Annotated in this window: 16 protein-coding genes, 4 tRNA genes, 2 rRNA genes and 1 other RNA gene; 11 read left to right on the forward strand and 12 right to left on the reverse strand. The window is 23.4% G+C overall.

All coding sequences use genetic code 11. The annotated features are described in order from the left end of the window. Positions 1-78 precede the first annotated feature (78 nt). The 3 genes from GJU02_RS00015 to murB all read left to right on the forward strand — a co-directional run bounded on the left by GJU02_RS00015 (position 79) and on the right by murB (position 4,268). Positions 79-3,009 (forward strand): 23S ribosomal RNA (locus GJU02_RS00015). A 63-nt stretch (positions 3,010-3,072) separates the two neighbouring features. Then, positions 3,073-3,189: ribosomal RNA gene (gene rrf, locus GJU02_RS00020) — 5S ribosomal RNA — on the forward strand. 32 nt (positions 3,190-3,221) lie between these two features. Then, on the forward strand, positions 3,222-4,268 hold the full coding sequence (gene murB / locus GJU02_RS00025; RefSeq protein ID WP_168919071.1) for a UDP-N-acetylmuramate dehydrogenase: 1,047 nt from the start codon (positions 3,222-3,224) through the stop codon (positions 4,266-4,268). 26 nt (positions 4,269-4,294) lie between these two features. Here the strand turns inward: murB and aroQ are convergent, their stop codons facing one another. Next, positions 4,295-4,744: a type II 3-dehydroquinate dehydratase gene (gene aroQ / locus GJU02_RS00030; protein WP_168919072.1), complete on the reverse strand. Its 450-nt coding sequence runs from the start codon at positions 4,742-4,744 to the stop codon at positions 4,295-4,297. A gap of 204 nt (positions 4,745-4,948) precedes the next feature. On the opposite strand from aroQ, the gene GJU02_RS00035 reads away from it, so the two are divergent. From GJU02_RS00035 to mreD, 3 genes are read left to right on the forward strand one after another with little or no spacing between them, the layout of a single operon-like run. Next, positions 4,949-5,992 carry a rod shape-determining protein gene (locus tag GJU02_RS00035; protein WP_168919073.1) on the forward strand — a complete coding sequence of 348 codons (1,044 nt, stop codon included), beginning with the start codon at positions 4,949-4,951 and terminating at the stop codon, positions 5,990-5,992. Between the two features lie 29 nt (positions 5,993-6,021). Beyond that, positions 6,022-6,843, forward strand: coding sequence for a rod shape-determining protein MreC (gene mreC / locus GJU02_RS00040; RefSeq protein ID WP_168919074.1), 822 nt, complete (start codon positions 6,022-6,024; stop codon positions 6,841-6,843). Positions 6,844-6,846: 3 nt separating this feature from the next. Next, positions 6,847-7,329 (forward strand): rod shape-determining protein MreD, encoded by a 483-nt coding sequence (gene mreD, locus GJU02_RS00045; RefSeq protein WP_168919075.1) that lies wholly within the window; start codon positions 6,847-6,849, stop codon positions 7,327-7,329. Positions 7,330-7,414: 85 nt separating this feature from the next. Here the strand turns inward: mreD and GJU02_RS00050 are convergent, their stop codons facing one another. Together GJU02_RS00050 and GJU02_RS00055 are read right to left on the reverse strand one after the other, a co-directional pair. Beyond that, entirely contained in the window at positions 7,415-7,708 is a 294-nt protein-coding gene (locus tag GJU02_RS00050; protein WP_168919076.1) for a TusE/DsrC/DsvC family sulfur relay protein, read from the reverse strand. A gap of 54 nt (positions 7,709-7,762) precedes the next feature. Continuing rightward, positions 7,763-7,847: transfer RNA gene (locus GJU02_RS00055), tRNA-Ser, on the reverse strand. A 79-nt stretch (positions 7,848-7,926) separates the two neighbouring features. On the opposite strand from GJU02_RS00055, the gene rsmI reads away from it, so the two are divergent. Together rsmI and rnpB are read left to right on the forward strand one after the other, a co-directional pair. Then, positions 7,927-8,805, forward strand: a complete 879-nt coding sequence (gene rsmI, locus GJU02_RS00060; protein WP_425482342.1) for a 16S rRNA (cytidine(1402)-2'-O)-methyltransferase — start codon at positions 7,927-7,929, stop codon at positions 8,803-8,805. Between the two features lie 32 nt (positions 8,806-8,837). Next, an RNA gene (gene rnpB, locus GJU02_RS00065) (RNase P RNA component class A) lies at positions 8,838-9,191 on the forward strand. Between the two features lie 25 nt (positions 9,192-9,216). Here the strand turns inward: rnpB and folD are convergent. Continuing rightward, positions 9,217-10,074 carry a bifunctional methylenetetrahydrofolate dehydrogenase/methenyltetrahydrofolate cyclohydrolase FolD gene (folD, locus tag GJU02_RS00070; protein ID WP_168919078.1) on the reverse strand — a complete coding sequence of 286 codons (858 nt, stop codon included), beginning with the start codon at positions 10,072-10,074 and terminating at the stop codon, positions 9,217-9,219. A 100-nt stretch (positions 10,075-10,174) separates the two neighbouring features. Between folD and GJU02_RS00075 the strand changes: the two genes are divergently transcribed. After that, positions 10,175-10,248, forward strand: a tRNA-Arg gene (locus GJU02_RS00075). 346 nt (positions 10,249-10,594) lie between these two features. Here the strand turns inward: GJU02_RS00075 and GJU02_RS00080 are convergent. Both GJU02_RS00080 and GJU02_RS00085 read right to left on the reverse strand, forming a co-directional pair. Continuing rightward, positions 10,595-10,667, reverse strand: a tRNA-Lys gene (locus GJU02_RS00080). 33 nt (positions 10,668-10,700) lie between these two features. Continuing rightward, positions 10,701-10,773: transfer RNA gene (locus GJU02_RS00085), tRNA-Val, on the reverse strand. A gap of 138 nt (positions 10,774-10,911) precedes the next feature. Here GJU02_RS00085 and gltX point away from each other — a divergent pair. Continuing rightward, positions 10,912-12,318: a glutamate--tRNA ligase gene (gene gltX, locus GJU02_RS00090; protein WP_168919079.1), complete on the forward strand. Its 1,407-nt coding sequence runs from the start codon at positions 10,912-10,914 to the stop codon at positions 12,316-12,318. Positions 12,319-12,374: 56 nt separating this feature from the next. Here the strand turns inward: gltX and hspQ are convergent, their stop codons facing one another. Next, complete coding sequence (gene hspQ / locus GJU02_RS00095) at positions 12,375-12,695, reverse strand: heat shock protein HspQ (RefSeq protein WP_168919080.1); 321 nt, start codon at positions 12,693-12,695, stop codon at positions 12,375-12,377. A gap of 219 nt (positions 12,696-12,914) precedes the next feature. On the opposite strand from hspQ, the gene alr reads away from it, so the two are divergent. Further along, on the forward strand, positions 12,915-13,991 hold the full coding sequence (gene alr / locus GJU02_RS00100; protein ID WP_168919081.1) for an alanine racemase: 1,077 nt from the start codon (positions 12,915-12,917) through the stop codon (positions 13,989-13,991). Positions 13,992-14,033: 42 nt separating this feature from the next. Here the strand turns inward: alr and metG are convergent, their stop codons facing one another. The 5 genes from metG to rpoH form a co-directional block, all read right to left on the reverse strand. Then, a complete protein-coding gene (metG, locus tag GJU02_RS00105; protein WP_168919082.1) occupies positions 14,034-15,662 on the reverse strand; it encodes a methionine--tRNA ligase in 1,629 nt (542 codons plus the stop codon). A 60-nt stretch (positions 15,663-15,722) separates the two neighbouring features. Continuing rightward, positions 15,723-16,253, reverse strand: coding sequence for a metal-dependent hydrolase (locus tag GJU02_RS00110; RefSeq protein ID WP_168919083.1), 531 nt, complete (start codon positions 16,251-16,253; stop codon positions 15,723-15,725). A gap of 27 nt (positions 16,254-16,280) precedes the next feature. Further along, the gene (locus GJU02_RS00115; RefSeq protein WP_168919084.1) at positions 16,281-18,221 is read right to left on the reverse strand and encodes an exoribonuclease II; all 1,941 of its coding nucleotides are present in this window, start codon (positions 18,219-18,221) and stop codon (positions 16,281-16,283) included. A gap of 46 nt (positions 18,222-18,267) precedes the next feature. Beyond that, the gene (gene ssb / locus GJU02_RS00120) at positions 18,268-18,792 is read right to left on the reverse strand and encodes a single-stranded DNA-binding protein (RefSeq protein WP_168919085.1); all 525 of its coding nucleotides are present in this window, start codon (positions 18,790-18,792) and stop codon (positions 18,268-18,270) included. Positions 18,793-18,881: 89 nt separating this feature from the next. Continuing rightward, positions 18,882-19,757 (reverse strand): RNA polymerase sigma factor RpoH, encoded by an 876-nt coding sequence (gene rpoH / locus GJU02_RS00125; protein WP_168919086.1) that lies wholly within the window; start codon positions 19,755-19,757, stop codon positions 18,882-18,884. Positions 19,758-19,788 lie beyond the last annotated feature (31 nt).

Raw genomic sequence — 19,788 nt, forward strand, 5'->3', positions numbered from 1 at the left:
TGTTCTTTAAAAATTAGATAAAAGATAATTAAATTTAATATTAATAATTAAATTTATTTAAACGATTGTGGGTTGTAAGGTTAAGTAAATAAGCGTATATGACGGATGCCTTGGCAGTCAGAGGCGATGAAGGACGTGTTAATCTGCGAAAAGCATCGATAAGTTGATTTAAAACGTTATTAATCGATGATATCCGAATGGGGAAACCTAATATATTTAATAATATATTATCGTTATTTGAATTCATAGAATAACGAGGTAAACCAGGAGAACTGAAACATCTAAGTATCCTGAGGAAAAGAAATCAATAGAGATTTTCTTAGTAGTGGCGAGCGAACAGGAAATAGCCCAGAGATATTTGTATTTATTATACTAATAGAAATAACTGGAAAGTTATACAATATAGGGTGATAGTCCCGTATATTAAAGTATTATAAATATAATCTCGAAGAGTAGAACGAGACACGTGAAATCTTGTTTGAATATAGGGGGATCATCCTCTAAGGCTAAATACTACTGACTGACCGATAGTGAACTAGTACCGTGAGGGAAAGGTGAAAAGAACCCCGGTTAGGGGAGTGAAATAGAACCTGAAATCATATACGTACAAGCAGTAGGAGCATTTTTATAAATGTGACTGCGTACCTTTTGTATAATGGGTCAGCGAGTTATATTTTGTAGCAAGGTTAACTGAATAAGGAAGCCGTAGGGAAACCGAGTCTTAAAAGGGCGTTTAGTTGCAAGGTATAGACCCGAAACCCGGTGATCTAACCATGAGCAGGTTGAAGGTTTGGTAATGCTTACTGGAGGACCGAACCGACTAATGTTGAAAAATTAGCGGATGACTTGTGGTTAGGGGTGAAAGGCCAATCAAACCGGGAGATAGCTGGTTCTCCCCGAAAGCTATTTAGGTAGCGCCTCGTGTAATTCATATTCGGGGGTAGAGCTCTGTTTCGGTTAGGGAATCTTCCAGATTTACCAATCCGATGCAAACTTCAAATACCGAATAATGTTATCACGGGAGACACACAGCGGGTGCTAACGTCCGTTGTGGAGAGGGAAACAACCCAGATCGCTAGCTAAGGTCCCTAAGTTATAATTAAGTGGGAAACGAAGTGGGAAGGCATAAACAGCCAGGATGTTGGCTTAGAAGCAGCCATCATTTAAAGAAAGCGTAATAGCTCACTGGTCTAGTCGTCCTGCGCGGAAGATGTAACGGGGCTAAATTATACACCGAAGCTGCGACAATAATATTTTTTTATTGGGTAGGGGAGCGTTCTGTAAATTGTTGAAGATAAATTGTGAGATTTGTTGGAAAGATCAGAAGTGCGAATGCTGACATGAGTAACGATAAAATAGGTGAAAAACCTATTCGCCGAAAGACTAAGGGTTCCTATCCAACGGTAATCGAGGTAGGGTAAGTCGAAACCTAAGATGAGGCTGAAAAGCGTAGTCGATGGACAACAGGTTAATATTCCTGTACTCATTATTATTGCGAAGGGGGGACGGAGAAGGTTAGATTAGCCAAGTGATGGTAGTCTTGGTTTAAGCGTTTAGATGAATTATTTAGGAAAATCCGAATAGTTGTAACATTGAGGCGTAATGACGAGATACTTTATTGTATTTAAGTAATTGATACCATGCTTACAGGAAAAGCCTCTAAGCTCTAGATAATATTGAATCGTACTCTAAACCGACACAGGTAGTCAGGTAGAGAATACTAAGGCGCTTGAGAGAACTCAGGTGAAGGAACTAGGCAAAATAGTGCCGTAACTTCGGGAGAAGGCACACTGATTGTAAGTGAAGAAATTTACTTTTGGAGCTGAAATCAGTCTAAGATAATAGCTGGCTGCAACTGTTTATTAAAAACACAGCACTGTGCAAACACGTAAGTGGACGTATACGGTGTGACGCCTGCCCGGTGCCGGAAGGTTAATTAATAGAGTTATTATTTTTTAATAAGAAGCTCTTGATCGAAGCCCCGGTAAACGGCGGCCGTAACTATAACGGTCCTAAGGTAGCGAAATTCCTTGTCGGGTAAGTTCCGACCTGCACGAATGGCGTAATGATGGTCAGACTGTCTCCACCTGAGACTCAGTGAAATTGAAATTGCTGTGAAGATGCAGTGTACCCGCGGCAAGACGGAAAGACCCCGTGAACCTTTACTATAGCTTGATATTGATTAATAAATATTGATGTGTAGGATAGGTGGGAGGTAATGAAATGTTAACGCTAGTTAATATGGAACCAATCTTGAAATACCACCCTTTGATATTTATTATTCTAACCTAAACCCGTTATCCGGGTTAGAGACAGTGTCTGGTAGGTAGTTTGACTGGGGCGGTCTCCTCCTAAAGAGTAACGGAGGAGTACTAAGGTCAGCTAATCACGGTCGGAAATCGTGAGGTTAGTACAAAGGCAAAAGCTGGCTTAACTGTGAGAATGACAATTCGAACAGATGCGAAAGCAGGTCTTAGTGATCCGGTGGTTCTGTATGATAAGGCCATCGCTCAACGGATAAAAGGTACTCCGGGGATAACAGGCTAATACCGCCCAAGAGTTCATATCGACGGCGGTGTTTGGCACCTCGATGTCGGCTCATCACATCCTGGGGCTGTAGTAGGTCCCAAGGGTATGGCTGTTCGCCATTTAAAGTGGTACGCGAGCTGGGTTTAGAACGTCGTGAGACAGTTCGGTCCCTATCTGCCGTGGGCGTTGGAAGATTGAAAGAATTTGCTCCTAGTACGAGAGGACCGGAGTGAACGTATCTCTGGTGTTCGGGTTGTTATGCCAATAGCATTGCCCGGTAGCTAAATACGGAAAAGATAAGCGCTGAAAGCATATAAGCGCGAAACTTGTCTTAAGATTAATCTTCCCTGAATTTTTGTTAATTATTTACAAAAATTCCTTAAGGGACGTTAAAGACTATGACGTTGATAGGCTGGATGTGTAAGTATAGTAATATATTAAGCTAACCAGTACTAATAAACACCCGTGAGTCTTAACCTTACAACACCAGAATCGTTTAGATTTAATTATTAATTAAATTATTTTACAGTTTAATAAAATTATCCTGGTATAAATAACGCAATGGTACCACCTGAATCCATTCCGAACTCAGAAGTGAAACGTTGTTGTGCCGATGGTAGTATGGGGTTTACCCCATGTAAGAGTAGGTAAATACCAGGATAACTAAAAAAAAATAAATAATATATAAAAAAATGATTTATTGCAAATACTCACTAAAAAAATTTAATACTTTTAATATAAATATTAATGCTATTAAAATTGTAAAAATTAAGGATTTGGAAAAATTATGTAATTTATGGAAAAAATATAAAAAACAAAATTTTCCTTGTTTAATTTTAGGTGATGGGAGTAATATTTTATTTTTAAAAAATTTTTATGGTTTAGTTATTATTAATAGAATTAAAGGTATTTATATAAGTGAATCTAAAAAATATTGGAATTTACATGTAAATTCTGGAGAAAAATGGCATGATTTAGTAAAGTTTACAATTAAACATAAAATTTATGGTTTAGAAAATTTAGCACTAATACCTGGACGTGTTGGTTCAGCACCTATTCAAAATATTGGTGCTTATGGTTCTAGCATCCAAAACTTTTGTGAATATGTAGATATTATTAATCCTATTAATAAAAAAATAAAAAGAATTAATAAAAAAAAATGTAATTTTAAATATAGAGATAGTATATTTAAATATAATTATAAAAATTATGTAATTATTTCTATAGGATTGTCTTTATCTAAAAAATGGATTCCAAATTTAAAATATAATGATTTAAAAAAATTAAAATATAATATTACTCCTCAGAAAATTTTTAATTATATTTGTAATATTAGAAAAAAAAAAATTCCTTATCCAAAAATTTATGGGAATGCAGGAAGTTTTTTTAAAAATCCAATTATATCTCCTATATTAGGAACAAAATTATTAAAAATATTTTCTGATATGCCTTTTTCTTTAGAGAAAAAGAAATTTAAGTTATCTGCAGGATGGTTAATTGATAAATGTAAATTTAAAGGATATATAAGTAGTAATGGTGCAATGGTATATTCTAAACAATCTTTAATTCTTTTAAATAGATTTAATAATTCATCAGGAATAGATATATTAGAGTTAGCTATTAAAATATATTATAAAGTTGGAAAAAAATTTGGAGTTTGGTTAGAACCAGAAGTAAAAATTATAGATAGTCATGGTGAAGTAAATCCTTATATTTTTTTCAAAAAAAATAATATATAATAAAATAATTTTTTCAAAATTAATTTTTAACAAGATAATCTTTTGAAAATTATTTTTAATGCTAAAATATAACCATAAGTTCCTAATCCTAAAATAACTCCATTAGAAATATCTGAAAAAAAAGATTTTTTTCTGAAGATTTCTCTTTTATATATATTTGTAATATGTATTTCTATAAAAGGAATATTTATTGCTAATAAAGTATCACGTAAAGCAATACTAGTATGAGTAAAAGCAGCAGGATTTAAAATAATATAATTAAATTTATTTTTATATTTGATTAAATAATTAATTAGTTCATGTTCTGCATTAGATTGGAAATGACTTAATTTACAATTTTTTTGTTGAGCTTTTTTAAATAAAATTTTTATAATATTTTTCAAAGATTTGTTTCCATATTTTTGTGGTTCTCTAACTCCTAAAAGATTTAAATTAGGACCATTTAAAACTAAAATATGATAATTTTTATTTTTCATTATTTTATTATTTTTAATAGTTAAATATATTTTTTTATTTATATATATTAATATACTTTTTAAATATAAAGTAAATAAATTTTTTTAGAAAATTTATTTATAATAAATAATTTATTTATTATAAATATAATGTTATTATTTATTAATATAATAAATTGCATTTGATTAAAATAACTATAAAATATAAAATCGGGTTTTTTTATCATGTTAAAAAAATTTCGGGGAATGTTTTCTAATGATTTATCTATAGATTTAGGAACAGCAAATACTTTAATTTATGTTAAAGGACAAGGAATTGTTTTAAATGAACCTTCTGTTGTAGCTATTAGACAAGATAAAGCAGGTTTTCCTAAAAGTGTAGCTGCAGTTGGATATAATGCTAAACAAATGTTAGGAAGAACACCAGGAAATATTTCTGCTATTAGACCTATGAAAGATGGAGTTATAGCAGATTTTTTTATTACAGAAAAAATGTTACAACATTTTATAAAACAAGTTCATAGTAATAGTTTTATGAGACCTAGTCCAAGAGTATTAGTATGTGTACCTGTAGGTGCTACTCAAGTTGAAAGAAGAGCAATACGTGAATCAGCACAAGGAGCGGGAGCTAGAGAAGTTTTTTTAATAGAAGAACCTATGGCAGCAGCAATTGGAGCTGGTTTACCTGTTTCAGAAGCAACAGGTTCTATGGTTATAGATATAGGTGGAGGAACTACTGAAGTTGCTGTTATATCATTAAATGGAGTAGTATACTCTTCTTCTGTTAGAATAGGAGGAGATAGATTTGATGAAGCTATAATTAACCATGTAAGACGTAATTATGGTTCTTTAATTGGAGAAGCTACAGCTGAAAGGATTAAACATAGAATAGGATCAGCATATAGTAATGAAGAACTATTAGAAATGGAGGTAAGAGGAAGAAATTTAGCAGAAGGAGTCCCAAGAGGATTTACATTGAACTCAAATGAAATTTTAGAAGCTCTTCAAGAACCTTTAACAGGTATAGTTAGTGCGGTAATGATTGCATTAGAACAATGTCCTCCAGAATTAGCTGCAGATATAGCAGAAAGAGGTATGATATTAACGGGGGGAGGAGCTTTATTAAAAAATTTTGATAAATTATTAATAGAAGAAACAGGTATACCAGTATCTATTGCTGAAGACCCATTAACCTGTGTAGCAAGAGGAGGAGGGAAAGCTTTAGATATGATTGATATACATGGAGGTGATTTATTTAGCGAAGAATAAAATTATTATAAATTTAAGATGATATATTTATGAAATTAATTTTTAACAAAAAACCTATTTTTAAATTAAGAATAATTATTACTATAATAATTTCTTTTGTAATTATTATTACAGATATATATTCAAATTATTTTTTAGAATTAAGGTATTATATTAATAATAAAATTAGTCCAATTTATTTTGTTTTAAATAAACCTTTTTCTATATGGGAAAATACATTAAACTATTTTATTGAATATAATTCATTAAAAAAAAATAATAAATATTTATTTAATAAAATATTAAAACAAAATATTGAATTATATAATTTACAAAAAATAAAACATGATAATAACAATTTAAGAAATATTTTACAATTACCTATTTTAAAAAAAAGAAAAATTATTTTGGCTGAAATAATACCTATGTTATTTCCTATAAACAAAGATTTAATATTTATTAATAAAGGATTAAAAGATAATATAGTTCCAGGAACAATAGTTCTTAATGATAAAGGTATTGTTGGACAAGTAATAATAAGTAAAAAAAAAAGTAGTCAAGTTTTATTAATTTGTAATAAAAAAATTTCTTTACCAGTACAAATCAAAAATAGTGATACTAAATTTATAATTAATGGAAATGGATGTACAAAAAATTTACAATCAGAATATATATCTACAGACATTAATATTAATAAAGGAGATATATTAATTACATCTGGATTAGATGAACAATATCCTATAGGATATCCAGTAGGTATTATAACTAATATATTTTTTGATAAAAAAAAAAATTTTAACATAGTTTATGTAAAACCATTTATACAAATAGAACAAATAAAATATTTAGTATTACTAATAAATTCAAAATAAAATATGAAAAATTATTTTTTAAGATTATTTATTTATTTAACTTTTATAATATCGTTATTTTTGCAAACTTTATTTATCAAAAATAATAATATTATATTACACATACCATGGTTAACATTAATTTTAATTTATTGGATTATAAAATATCCATATATAATTAACATTATTACTAGTTTTTTAATAGGATTAATAATAGATTTTTTTACTAATTATATATTAGGAATACACAGTTTATTATTATGTATATTAACATACTTTTTATTATATAATTATAAATCGATAATAAATTTAAATATAATATTTAAATTATTATTTATAATTTATACATCATTTATTATCAATATAATAATTTATTATATAAATGATATAAATTTTCATTATCGAGAATTATTTTTGCAAGGTATTTTAAATAGTTTTATATGGATAGTTATTTATTATTCTATGGACAAATTTTATTATAAATGTCAAAAATATTTTTTTTCATAAAGAAAAACATTATCTTTATTAAAAGATAATGTTTTTAAAATAGATTAAGAAAAATATTATATATTTATTATTTATTATTTATTATTTATAAACATATATTATTTTTTGGTAAACCAGCAATATTTGAAGCTTGTTTTATAGTTCCTTTAGGAAATAAATTAAAAAGAATAATACTATCCCAATAAATATTATAATATCGCTTTTTTAAAGTATTAATTAATATACGTAAATTAGGATATACATTATATTCTAAATATAAAAAACGTAATGTATATATTACTTTCCAATGTTTTTCTGTTAAAATAATATTTTCCGAGTAAGCAATTTTAATTGCTATTTTTTTATTCCACAAATTATATTTTTTTTTATATGAATACATTTTTTATAATTTTTTTAAAATAAAATATATTTTAATAATTAAAATCTTTTAAATAGGAGGAAGAGAGATTCGAACTCTCGAATAGTTTCCTATTTCCGGTTTTCAAGACCGGTGCCTTCAACCTCTCGGCCATTCCTCCATTACATATATAATTTATATAATACATATATTATTATATTTTATAATATAATTAAAGTAAATATTTTAAATAATTAATCATTAAAAATATGAAAAACAATAATTTTAAATTAGGTAATTTATATATTATAGCTACACCAATAGGTAATTATAATGATATAAGTAAAAGAGCTTTAATAACTTTAAATAAAGTAGATTATATATTAGCCGAAGATACTAGAAAAACCGGAATATTATTAAAATATTTTAATATAAAAAAAAAATTATATTCATATTATGATTATAATGAAAAAAAAAAAACAAATTTTATTTTAAAAAAAATAAGACAAGGAAACAATATTGCATTAGTTTCTGATTCAGGAACACCATTAATTAATGATCCTGGATATAGAATTATTGAATTATGTCGTAAAAAATATGTGGACATAAACATTATACCTATTCCTGGACCTTGTGCTGCTATTTTAGCTTTATCTATATCAGGTTTACCAACAAATAGATTTTGTTATGAGGGATTTTTATCACATAAAAAAAATAAAAGAATTCGACGATTAAATGAATTAAAATTAGAAAATAGAACATTAATTTTTTATGAATCAACACATAGATTATTAAAATGTTTATATGATATAAAAATAATATTTGGAAAAGATAGATATGTAGTACTTGTTAAAGAACTAACAAAAAAATGGGAAAATATATATGGTAATAATATATCTAATTTAATAAAATGGGTTAAATTAGATTTAAATAGATTAAAAGGCGAAATAGTACTCATTGTTAGCGGATATAAACCATCTCTTTATAAAAATAATTATGAAATATCTCCTAAAATAATTAAAATATTTTTAAATTTAAAAAAAGAATTATCAACAAAAAAAGCTATAAAAATAACTTCTGATATTTTTTCTATTAAGAAAAATTTATTATATAAATTTTATATAAAAAAAAAATATTAATTATTATTTTTATAGTATAAAATAATAATTTTAAAGTTAATTAAAACAATCGCTTTTATAATTTAATTAATATAAAAGAGGAAAGTCCGGACTCCATAGGGTATGGTGCCAGATAATTACTGGGAAGTGTTAAACTTACGAATAGTGCAACAGAAAAAATACCGCTATTTTAAATAAAAAATAGTAAGGGTGAAAAGGTATGGTAAAAGCATACCGGTATATTAGTAATAATATATGTCTATGTAAACTCCACCAGGAGCAAGGCTAAATAAGATTCGTATAACCCGTACTATGAATCTGGGTGAGCTGCTTGAAATAATAAGTGATTATTATTCTAGATAAATGATTGTTCTAGACAGAATCCGGCTTACAAATTAACTTTAGAAGTGTTAGGCATGATGTTCCTTTTTTTTAGGAAACATCATGCTTTTCATAAGCATATAAAATATTTTGCATTAAAGTAGCTACTGTAATCGGACCTACCCCACCAGGTACAGGAGTAATATAAGAGGCTCTTTTTTTTGCTAAATGAAAATCAACATCACCTACAATTTTATTTTTATGAATTCTATTAATACCAACATCAATTACAATAGCACCTTTTTTAATCCAATTACCCGGTATGAAATTTGGTTTTCCAACTGCTACTATTAATAAATCGGCATATTTTATATAGTGTTGTAAATTTTTTGTAAAACGATGAGTAATAGTAATTGTACATCCATTTAATAATAATTCCATAGCCATAGGGCGTCCAACTATATTGGAAGCTCCTACAATTACAGCATTAAGACCATAAGTATTAATACCATAATATTTTAATAATTTTAATATACCAAAAGAAGTACAAGGACGTAATAAAGGTACTCTTTGACACAAACGCCCTATATTATAGGGATGAAAACCATCTACATCTTTTGATGGGTGTATTTTTTCCAATATTTTTATTATCTGAATTTTTTTAGGTAATGGTAATTGAACTAAAATTCCATCAATATATTTATTCTTATTTAAAGAATTAATAATATTAATTATTTTATTTTCACTAATATTATTAGATAAATTATATTTAAAATAAAAAAAACCTAATTTTTTACAAATTTTTAATTTATTTTTTATATAAATTTTTGATGAAAAATTATTTCCTATTAAAATTATTCCTAAACCAGGTTTTCTTTTTTTTTTTGATAAAATATATTTCATTTTTTGATAAATTTGAACATATATTTTTTCAGCAATCATATGTCCATTAATAATTTTAGCATTCATTTATATCACTCATTTTATAACAAAACTAAAAATTAATTTAATTAATTTAATTAATTTGAATATATATAATAATAATGATATTATTACTTATAATAACTTTGCGCTCTTAGCTCAGTAGGATAGAGCAATAGCCTTCTAAGCTATTTGTCACAGGTTCGAATCCTGTAGAGCGCAAAATATTAAAATAATAATTTTATTAATAAAATAATAAATTTATTATTTTTTAAATATACAATTAAATTTAAATAAATAATTAAAATAAATATAAAAAAACTATCTTTAGATAAATTTATTGATTTATTTATTTAATTTTTAAAAGAATTGAGTAAATTAGAAATTGTAAAAATAAAAAATAAAAGTATATCCAAGTTTTATTGTATATATTATTAATAGTTTTTAATAAATAATAATCAGAATTATTATTCACAATAAAAAATTTTTATATAATATTTTTTATAAAATTATATTTACTTTATAAGTATAATTTTTATTTTATATAAATAAAAAATTACTATTATGATGGGTCGTGCAGGATTTGAACCTGCGACCAATTGATTAAAAGTCAACTGCTCTACCAACTGAGCTAACGACCCTGATCTATTTATAAAATTATATATAATTCTTTATGGGTGATGCAGGATTTGAACCTACGACCCCCTCCTTGTAAGGGAGGTACTCTACCAACTGAGCTAATCACCCAAAATATAATTCTTATATGCTATATTTTTTAATACTAAAATGTCAACATCTTTATTAAAAATATTTAAAATAAAAATAAAATAATTTATATTATATACTAATAATATTAGTTTACATAAAAAATTTTACATATATACTATGAAAATAATAACTAGATTTGCACCAAGTCCAACTGGATACCTACATATAGGTAATATTCGTACTGCTTTATATTCATGGTTATTTGCTAGAAAAAATAAAGGTAGTTTTATATTAAGAATTGAAAATACTGATTTTCAAAGATCAAAAAAAATTTTTATTAAAAATATTATTGATACTTTACAATGGTTAAATATTGATTGGGATAAAGGACCTTATTTTCAAAGTGAAAGATTAAATAGATATAATAATATTATAAATACTATGTTATATCAAGGAAAAGCTTATAAATGTTATTGTTCTAAAGAAGAATTAGAACAAAATAAACAAAAACAAATTATTAATAAAGAAAAAATTAAATATAATGGTAAATGTCGTAATAATAAGTTACTAAGTAATACTAATTTACCTTATACAATAAGATTAAAAATTCCAAAAAATAAATATATTACATTTACAGATACCCTTAGGGGAAAAATATTATTTGATAATAATGAATTAGATGATTTTATTATTAAAAGAACAGATGGAGTTCCTACTTATAATTTTTGTGTAGTAATAGATGATTGGGATATGAAAATTACTCATGTAATTAGAGGAGAAGATCATATTAATAATACTCCTAAACAAATACATATTATTAATGCTATTGGAGCAAATATCCCTATATATACACATGTTTCTATTATTACAGATAAATTAGGTAAAAAAATTTCTAAAAGAAATAATAATTTAAGTATATTAAAATACAAAGAAAATGGTTATTTACCAATTGCTTTATTAAATTATATTTTACGTTTAGGATGGTCTTATAAGGATAAAGAAATTTTTTCATTAGAAGAAATGAAAAAATTATTTAATTTAAAAAATTTAAGTAAATCATCTAGTATTTTAAATATAAAAAAATTAAATTGGTTAAATAAATATTATTTAAGTCAATTATCAAAAAGTAATATGATTAACTATTTAAAAAAATTCTGTAATAAAAATAATATAAATATTAATAATGGACCTAAATTAAATGATTTATATAAAATATTTTATAAAAGATGTAATACATTAAATGAAATAAATAACTTATGTTTAATTTTTTATAAAAAACCAGATTACAATAATAATCTTTTAATTAAAAATTATTTAAATATAAAAAATAAAGTAATACTAGAAATATTTAAAAAAAATTTAATTAACACAAAAATATGGTCTTTAGACCATATAAATGATCTTTTTAAAAAAATATTACTTAAATTAAATATTACATATAAAACAGCTGCTATGACATTACGTTTAGCTATTACTGGATTAGAAAATACTCCTCCTATTAATAATATAATATATTTAATGGGGAAAGAAAAAATTATACATCATATTAATGATGCATTAAATTTCATTAAATTTAATATTTAACTGTAAAAATTATTATCAAAAAATAATAAGCGGATAAATATATTTTACCGCTTATATTAATTTCTTAATCGAGGAGTTATTAATTGTTTTTTAATTGCAGCTGATAACTCATCTAATGAAGAATTTTCTGGATGTTCATTATCTAATGGTTCTCCAGATAATTGTGCTTCTGCTAAATAAGTATGTATCGGTTGCCCATTATCATCTTCCATTACTACATGATACCATGGTTTACTACGTAATGTTATACTTTCGGCAACTTCATCAACTTTAGGATCACGTAAAGAATATTCAGGATCAACATCAACTATAACTCCTAAAAAACCTAATAATTTATGTCTTACTTGTTGACCAATACCAAATTTACTAGTAATCATTATTAAGATCCCTCCTAAAAAATATTATAGTGTGAATATTAATTATATAATAAACTTCTTTTAAGTTAAATATTTATTTATCTATAAAATATAAAATTAAATAATATTTTATATTTTTTAAAAAATTATATATATAAAATATATAAATAAAATATTTTTTTATTATAATTAATATTTATATAAAAAATTAAAATTATATTTTAACAAAGAGGATAATATATGGTAAGACCAATTTGTGCTATTATTCATACTAATGCATTAAAAAATAATCTAAAAATAATAAAAAAAATTGCATCTAAATCTAAAATTTGGTCAGTATTAAAAGCAGATGCTTATGGTCATGGTATAAAAAATATTTTTCCAATTCTTAAGAATAGTGATGGTTTTGCTATTTTAACATTAGATGAAGCTATTATTTTAAGAGAAAATGGTTGTAAAAAACCAATTCTTTTATTAGAAGGTTTTTTTAATAAAGAAGAATTATGTTTAATTTATAAATATTTTTTAACCATTACTTTACATAATAAATGGCAACTGAATAATTTAATTAAATATAAATCAAAATATCCTATTAATATATATATTAAAATTAACAGTGGAATGAATAGATTAGGATTTCCAGTAAAAGATATTACTAACATAATAAATATTATTAAAAATCAAATTAATGTTTATGAAATTACTTTAATGACTCATTTTGCTGATGCATCAAAAAATTCTAATTTTATTAGAAAACAAATTAATAATATTCAAAAAAATATTATTAATTATCGTAATTTTTCATGTTCATTTGCTAATTCTGCTGCAACATTATGGCATTCATATAGTCATTATGATTGGATAAGAACTGGAATTATTTTATACGGAGCTTCTCCAACTGGTAATTGGCAAGATATTGCTAAAAAAAAAATACAACCAGTAATGACATTCAAAAGTAAAATAATATCTATCCAAAAAATTTCTTCTAGAGAAACAATAGGATATGATTGTCAATATTATACAAATAAAAAATATATAATTGGAATTGTCGCATGTGGATATGCAGATGGTTTTCCTAGAAATATTAATAATAAAACATATGTTTTAATTAAAGGTATTAAAACATTAATTTTAGGTAATGTATCTATGGATATGATTGCAATAGATTTAACTAATATACCTGAAGCAAAAATAGGAAGTTCAGTAGAATTATGGGGAAAAAACATAAAAATAGATGATATTGCTAAATCTTCCAATACTATTGGATATGAATTAATGTGTTCTGTTACTAAAAGAGTTCCTAGAATTTTAAAATAAATTTTTTATAATTCTAAATATAAAAAAATAATAAATTTATATTTATTTTTCTATTAATTTATTTAAATTATTTATATTTATTCTAAAAAATAATGGCTTAAATTTATTAATTTTTTTATTTATTAAAGGTATTTTAATTTTATTAATACATAATTTATTTTTTAAAAATAATTCAGTTTTATAAGATAAAATTGGCATAATAGGTTTTATATATATCATTATTACACGAAACATATTAATACCCATAGAACAAATACTTTGAACTTCTTTTTTTTTTAAATTATTTTTAATTAATAACCATGGTTTATATTTATCAATATAACAATTAGCTATATCTGATAAAATTACAATTTGTTTAATAACATGACTAAATTTTCCTTGAATAAAATATTCATGAATAATTTCTGATTTTTTAACAAATTTTAAATATAAAAGCATATCAATATTTTTAGATAAATTATCATTAAAATAATTATTAATAAAGTATGAGTTTCTTGAAGCTAAATTAACAATTTTATTTACAATATCTCCATTTATTTTATAAACAAAATCAGAAAGATTAAAATCAATATCATTAATATCAGATGATATTTTAGAAGCATAATAATAACGTAAACTATCAGAATCTAAAAAATTTAACCATTTTTTTGCAGTAATAAAATTACCCTTAGATTTAGACATTTTAAATCCATTTAATGTTACATGACCATGAACAAATAATTTCGTAGGTTTTCGAAAATTACTTCCTTCTAATATTGCTGGCCAAAATAAACTATGAAAATAAATAATATCTTTACCTATAAAATGGTATAATTCTTTACTAGAATTTCTTTTCCACCATTCATAAAAATTTATTTTTTTCTTATCACATAAATTTTTAAAAGTACTTATATAACCTATAGGTGCATCTAACCATACATAAAAATATTTATTCATATATTTAGGTATTTTAAAACCAAAATATGGGCCATCTCTAGTAATATCCCATTTCTTTAAACCTAAAATAAACCATTCTTGTATCTTATTTTTTATCTTATGATTTAAAACACCAGAAGTAATCCAATTTTTTAAAAAATTTTTAAATTTAGGTAAATCAAAAAAAAAATGTTCAGAATTACATAATATAGGAGTTGTATTAGATAAAATTGAAATTGGGGTAATTAAATCAATAGACGAATAAGTTGATCCACAACATTCACAATGATCACCATATTGGTTTATAGATTTACAATTAGGACATATTCCTTTTACAAATCTATCAGGTAAAAATATATTATGAGAAATATCATATAATTGTTGAATAATTTTTTTTTTAATAAACTTTTGTTTTTTTAAACGATTAAAAATTAATTTAGAAAAAAAAAAATTTTCATGACTGTGTGTAGTATAATAATTATCATAACTAATGTTAAAATTTTTTAAATCTGTAATATGTTCATAATATATTTTATTTATCATATCTTCTGGATTTATTTTTAACTGTAAAGCTTTTAACATAACAGGAGTACCATGTGCGTCATCAGCACAAATAAAATATATTTCATTACCTATCATACGATGGTATCTAACCCAGATATCTGCTTGTATATGCTCTAACATATGACCTAGATGAATGCTACCATTAGCATAAGGTAAAGCACATGTAACTAATATTTTTTTTTTTAATGACATATTATTTTATTATTACATTTTTATATATTTAAATATAAATTTAAAATTTAATTAACATTTTTAAATATATTGATAAAAGAGTTTTATTATAATATTATTACAAATAGGATACAATAAATATAAAGAAAATATTAAATATAAATAACAAAAAATATCTTCATTAAGAAGTTTTTTTGTAATAAGTGGTAATCTAAATTTTTTTTTATAAGGCCATAGTAAAGGTACCCCTGATGGGGTTAAAATATCTGCAATAATATGACTACAGTAACCTATAATTAAACCTAATCTAACATCAAAAATATTATTCAATTTAATATTAATAGAAAAAATTATGTATCCAAAACTTAAAATAGATAATAAACTATGTGTAAAACCTCTGTGTCCAAATATTTTATTAATTAAATATGATAAAATTTTAATTTTACGGCCTAAAATAGATTTTGGATTATCTATATCTGGTAAAAGACATGTAGAAATTGAAACAGGAATAATACGCCACCAATCATCATGATTCATAATATTAGAAAAAATAAAATGTTGTATTAAAATACTACTTGCTATTGTAAATATTATATGTCCTTTAACTGTCATATAAACTTTACCTAATATAAATTATTTTTAATAAATTATTTTAGCAATAATACCGTCAATATTTAATTCTTTTATCAGTACTTTTACTTTATCAGTAATTTTAAATAATAATTTATTTTTATTAAAAATAATACCTTTTTCCTTATTAATATTAAAATTTTTACATAAAAATTTTTTAGGAACAAAAGCATATGCACCATTTTCAACTAATCTTATTTTTATACCATTATATAAGATATCAATAATTTCAGATATAAAAATTTTATTACGAATAGAAATATTTTTAAAATATTGTAAATATAAAAAATGAGATAAATCTTTTTGTGCTTTTTTATATAAAAAACGTTTTTGATTCATATTAATAGATATATTATCTACAGGTTTTTCTATATTATTATATGTTTTACTTATAATTGATTTAATTAATCTATGATTAATCATATCTCCAAATTTACGAATAGGAGATGTCCAAGTAGCATATCTTTTTACACCTAAAGAAAAATGAGGACCTGGTTTTATATTAAATAATGTAATTAATTGATATTTTTTTATTCTATTTAATACAAGTGGTAATTTTAAATTATGTAATTTGTCATATATAGTTTTATATCCTTTTAAAGTTATTAAAAATGATTTATCATATTTTATATTATATTCATTTAATATTTTTATTATTTTATTAATTTTATTAATATTAAATCCATAATATATATTATATATCCCGAAACCTAATTTTTTATATAATATTTCAGATGCACATATATTAGCAGTTATCATAGCAGTTTCAATTATTTTATGTGCTATTCTTTTTTTTTCTATTATTATATCTAATATACGTTTTTTATCACCAAAAATAAATTTATAATCTATATTATTAAAATTTACAATATTTTGATAATTCCATTTTTTACGATATAAATAAAACTTATATAAAAAAATAATTTGTTCTTTAACTTTATCATTATCTGGTTTCCAACTACCTATTTTTTCTAACCAATCTGAAACATCATTATAATTTAATTTTGCATGTGATTTTATCCAACCTGTAAAAAAAATTATTTTTTTATCTAAAAATCCATTTTTATGAACTATCATTTTACAAATTAAAACTGGTCTTTCTTTATTAGGATGTAAAGAACAAAAATTTTCAGATAAAATTTTTGGTAATAAAGGAATGGTTAATCCTGGTAAATAGTTTGTAAACATTCTTTGTGAAGCTATGTGATCTATTTTACTATCTTTTTTAATATAAGCTGTAGGATCTGCAATAGCTACATAAATTAATAATTTTTTTTCAGATATACTTTCTATATATAATGCATCATCTATATCTTTAGTATCTTTATTATCTATTGTAATAAAACATAATTTAGTTAAATCCTTTCTATAAACATTTTTATCTAAAAGTTTTATTTTTTTACATAAATCATTACTAGGAGAACTAATTGCAAGATTATATTTTAATAATATTGTCCACCATGGCATTAAATATTTATTATCTATAGTTGATAATTCTGTTATTTCTGCTAAAAATATATCATTCCTTTTTTCTAAAGGATGATTAATAATTTTTGCAATTACTTTATCTCCATTCTTAAAATTATTTTTTATATTTTTTTTTATTTCACATTTTATTATATTTTTATATAAAATTTTTTTTTCAGGAATTATATAAATAACATTTTTTTTTTTTTTTATTATTCCTTTAAAAATATTAATATTAGATTTTAATAATTTAATAGGTATAACTTGTAATGGATAATTATCATGATCTTCTATATCAGCTAAAATATAATCTCCCTCCATTATAAATTTTAAATAAATACATGATATATTATATATATAATTTTTTTTTGTTTCTAACAATCCAATTTTTTTATTTAAAATTTTTACAAAACCTTTAATAGGAGGTAAATTTTTTGCAAATTTTTTTTTAAGTTTTAAAAGTAATATGTTATTATAAAGCATAATATTAATAATTAATTTTTTCTAAATTTAAAAAATATTTTCATAATTAAAATGGAATATCATCTTCAAAATCAAGAAGATTTTCATTTTTACTAATAGATAATTCATTATTTTGATTTTTTTCTATAATTTCGTTAGAAACAATATTTTTTTTTTGCCAATTATTTTTAATTTCTTTGAAATTTTTATCTTTATTTAATATTTTATTATCATTTTGACGAGCACTATTTAACATTTGCATTGTCCCACCTACACTTACAATTATTTCAGTTATATAATTATCTTGTCCATTTTGGTTTTTCCATTTTCTAGTTTGTAAAGAACCTTCAATATAAACTTGAGATCCTTTTTTTAAATATTCATTTGAAATTTCTGCTAATTTTCCGAATATTACAATTCGATGCCATTCAGTTTTTTCTTTATTTTCTCCAGTATTTTTATCTTTCCAATTATTTGAAGTAGCAACTATAATATTAACAACAGGATTTCCATTAGGCATATAACGTATTTCTGGGTCTTTACCTAAAAAACCAATTATAATAACTTTATTAATACCTCTTTTACTAGCCATTTTAAACCTTTTTAATTTAATTAAATTTTATAGTTTTAATATTATTTTATAAAAATATTATTACATAAAAAATATAAAAAAAATATAAATTATATAGGAAATAAATTTCCAATCATAAAACGTAATTTTTTCATTGCATTTTTTTCTAATTGTCTAATACGTTCTGCAGATATACCATAATAGTTTGCTAATTCTTGTAATGTAGTTTTTTTTTTATTTTTATTTAACCATCTTAAATTAATAATATTACGACTACGGTAGTCTAATTTTAACATAGCTTTATATAATTTATTTGAAATAAATTTACTCCAGTTATCTTTCTCAATTATATTTGCAAAATTAGAATTATGATCTTTAAGAAAGATATTAGAATTGATTTTTGTATTTTTAAAATTATCTTTAGAATCATTATTCATATCTTGTGCTGACATACGCGATTCCATTTCACAAACATCTTTGATAGAGACACCTAACTCTTTAGCAACCATTTTTATTTCATCTTGATTAAACCAACCTAATCTTTGTTTAGTTTTTCTTAAATTAAAAAATAATTTTCTTTGTGCTTTCGTAGTAGCAACTTTTACTATTCTCCAATTACGTAAAACGTATTCATGTATTTCTGCTTTAATCCAATGTATAGCAAAAGACACTAATCGAACACCAATTTCTGGATTAAATCTACGTACAGCTTTCATCAATCCTATATTACCTTCTTGAATAAGATCAGCTTGTTGTAAGCCATATCCTGAATAATATCTAGTAACATGTATAACAAATCTTAAATGTGATAAAATTAATTTTTTAGCAGCATTTAAATCTCCTTTATAATATAATTTTTTTGATAATTCTTGTTCTTCTTTAGAAGTTAACATTGGATAATTATTTGTAACATTGATATAAGAATCTAATGTACCTATAGGTAACATAGAAGATCTTAAATTAGAGGTAAATATATTTTTATACATTAATTCCTCCAAAAATAAAAAATTATTAATA

The organism is Enterobacteriaceae endosymbiont of Donacia thalassina, assembly GCF_012568245.1.
In the GTDB taxonomy this organism is placed as follows: domain Bacteria; phylum Pseudomonadota; class Gammaproteobacteria; order Enterobacterales; family Enterobacteriaceae.

What these genes read in the sequence shown, in the direction of transcription:
- ssb (WP_168919085.1), bottom strand. Translation starts at nt 18,792, where the DNA reads ATGGCTAGTAAAAGAGGTATTAATAAAGTTATTATAATTGGTTTTTTA.
- aroQ (WP_168919072.1), bottom strand. Translation starts at nt 4,744, where the DNA reads ATGAAAAATAAAAATTATCATATTTTAGTTTTAAATGGTCCTAATTTA.
- gltX (WP_168919079.1), top strand. Translation starts at nt 10,912, where the DNA reads ATGAAAATAATAACTAGATTTGCACCAAGTCCAACTGGATACCTACAT.
- metG (WP_168919082.1), bottom strand. Translation starts at nt 15,662, where the DNA reads ATGTCATTAAAAAAAAAAATATTAGTTACATGTGCTTTACCTTATGCT.
- murB (WP_168919071.1), top strand. Translation starts at nt 3,222, where the DNA reads ATGATTTATTGCAAATACTCACTAAAAAAATTTAATACTTTTAATATA.
- alr (WP_168919081.1), top strand. Translation starts at nt 12,915, where the DNA reads ATGGTAAGACCAATTTGTGCTATTATTCATACTAATGCATTAAAAAAT.
- rpoH (WP_168919086.1), bottom strand. Translation starts at nt 19,757, where the DNA reads ATGTATAAAAATATATTTACCTCTAATTTAAGATCTTCTATGTTACCT.
- mreD (WP_168919075.1), top strand. Translation starts at nt 6,847, where the DNA reads ATGAAAAATTATTTTTTAAGATTATTTATTTATTTAACTTTTATAATA.
- GJU02_RS00115 (WP_168919084.1), bottom strand. Translation starts at nt 18,221, where the DNA reads ATGCTTTATAATAACATATTACTTTTAAAACTTAAAAAAAAATTTGCA.
- GJU02_RS00110 (WP_168919083.1), bottom strand. Translation starts at nt 16,253, where the DNA reads ATGACAGTTAAAGGACATATAATATTTACAATAGCAAGTAGTATTTTA.
- hspQ (WP_168919080.1), bottom strand. Translation starts at nt 12,695, where the DNA reads ATGATTACTAGTAAATTTGGTATTGGTCAACAAGTAAGACATAAATTA.
- GJU02_RS00050 (WP_168919076.1), bottom strand. Translation starts at nt 7,708, where the DNA reads ATGTATTCATATAAAAAAAAATATAATTTGTGGAATAAAAAAATAGCA.
- GJU02_RS00035 (WP_168919073.1), top strand. Translation starts at nt 4,949, where the DNA reads ATGTTAAAAAAATTTCGGGGAATGTTTTCTAATGATTTATCTATAGAT.
- folD (WP_168919078.1), bottom strand. Translation starts at nt 10,074, where the DNA reads ATGAATGCTAAAATTATTAATGGACATATGATTGCTGAAAAAATATAT.
- mreC (WP_168919074.1), top strand. Translation starts at nt 6,022, where the DNA reads ATGAAATTAATTTTTAACAAAAAACCTATTTTTAAATTAAGAATAATT.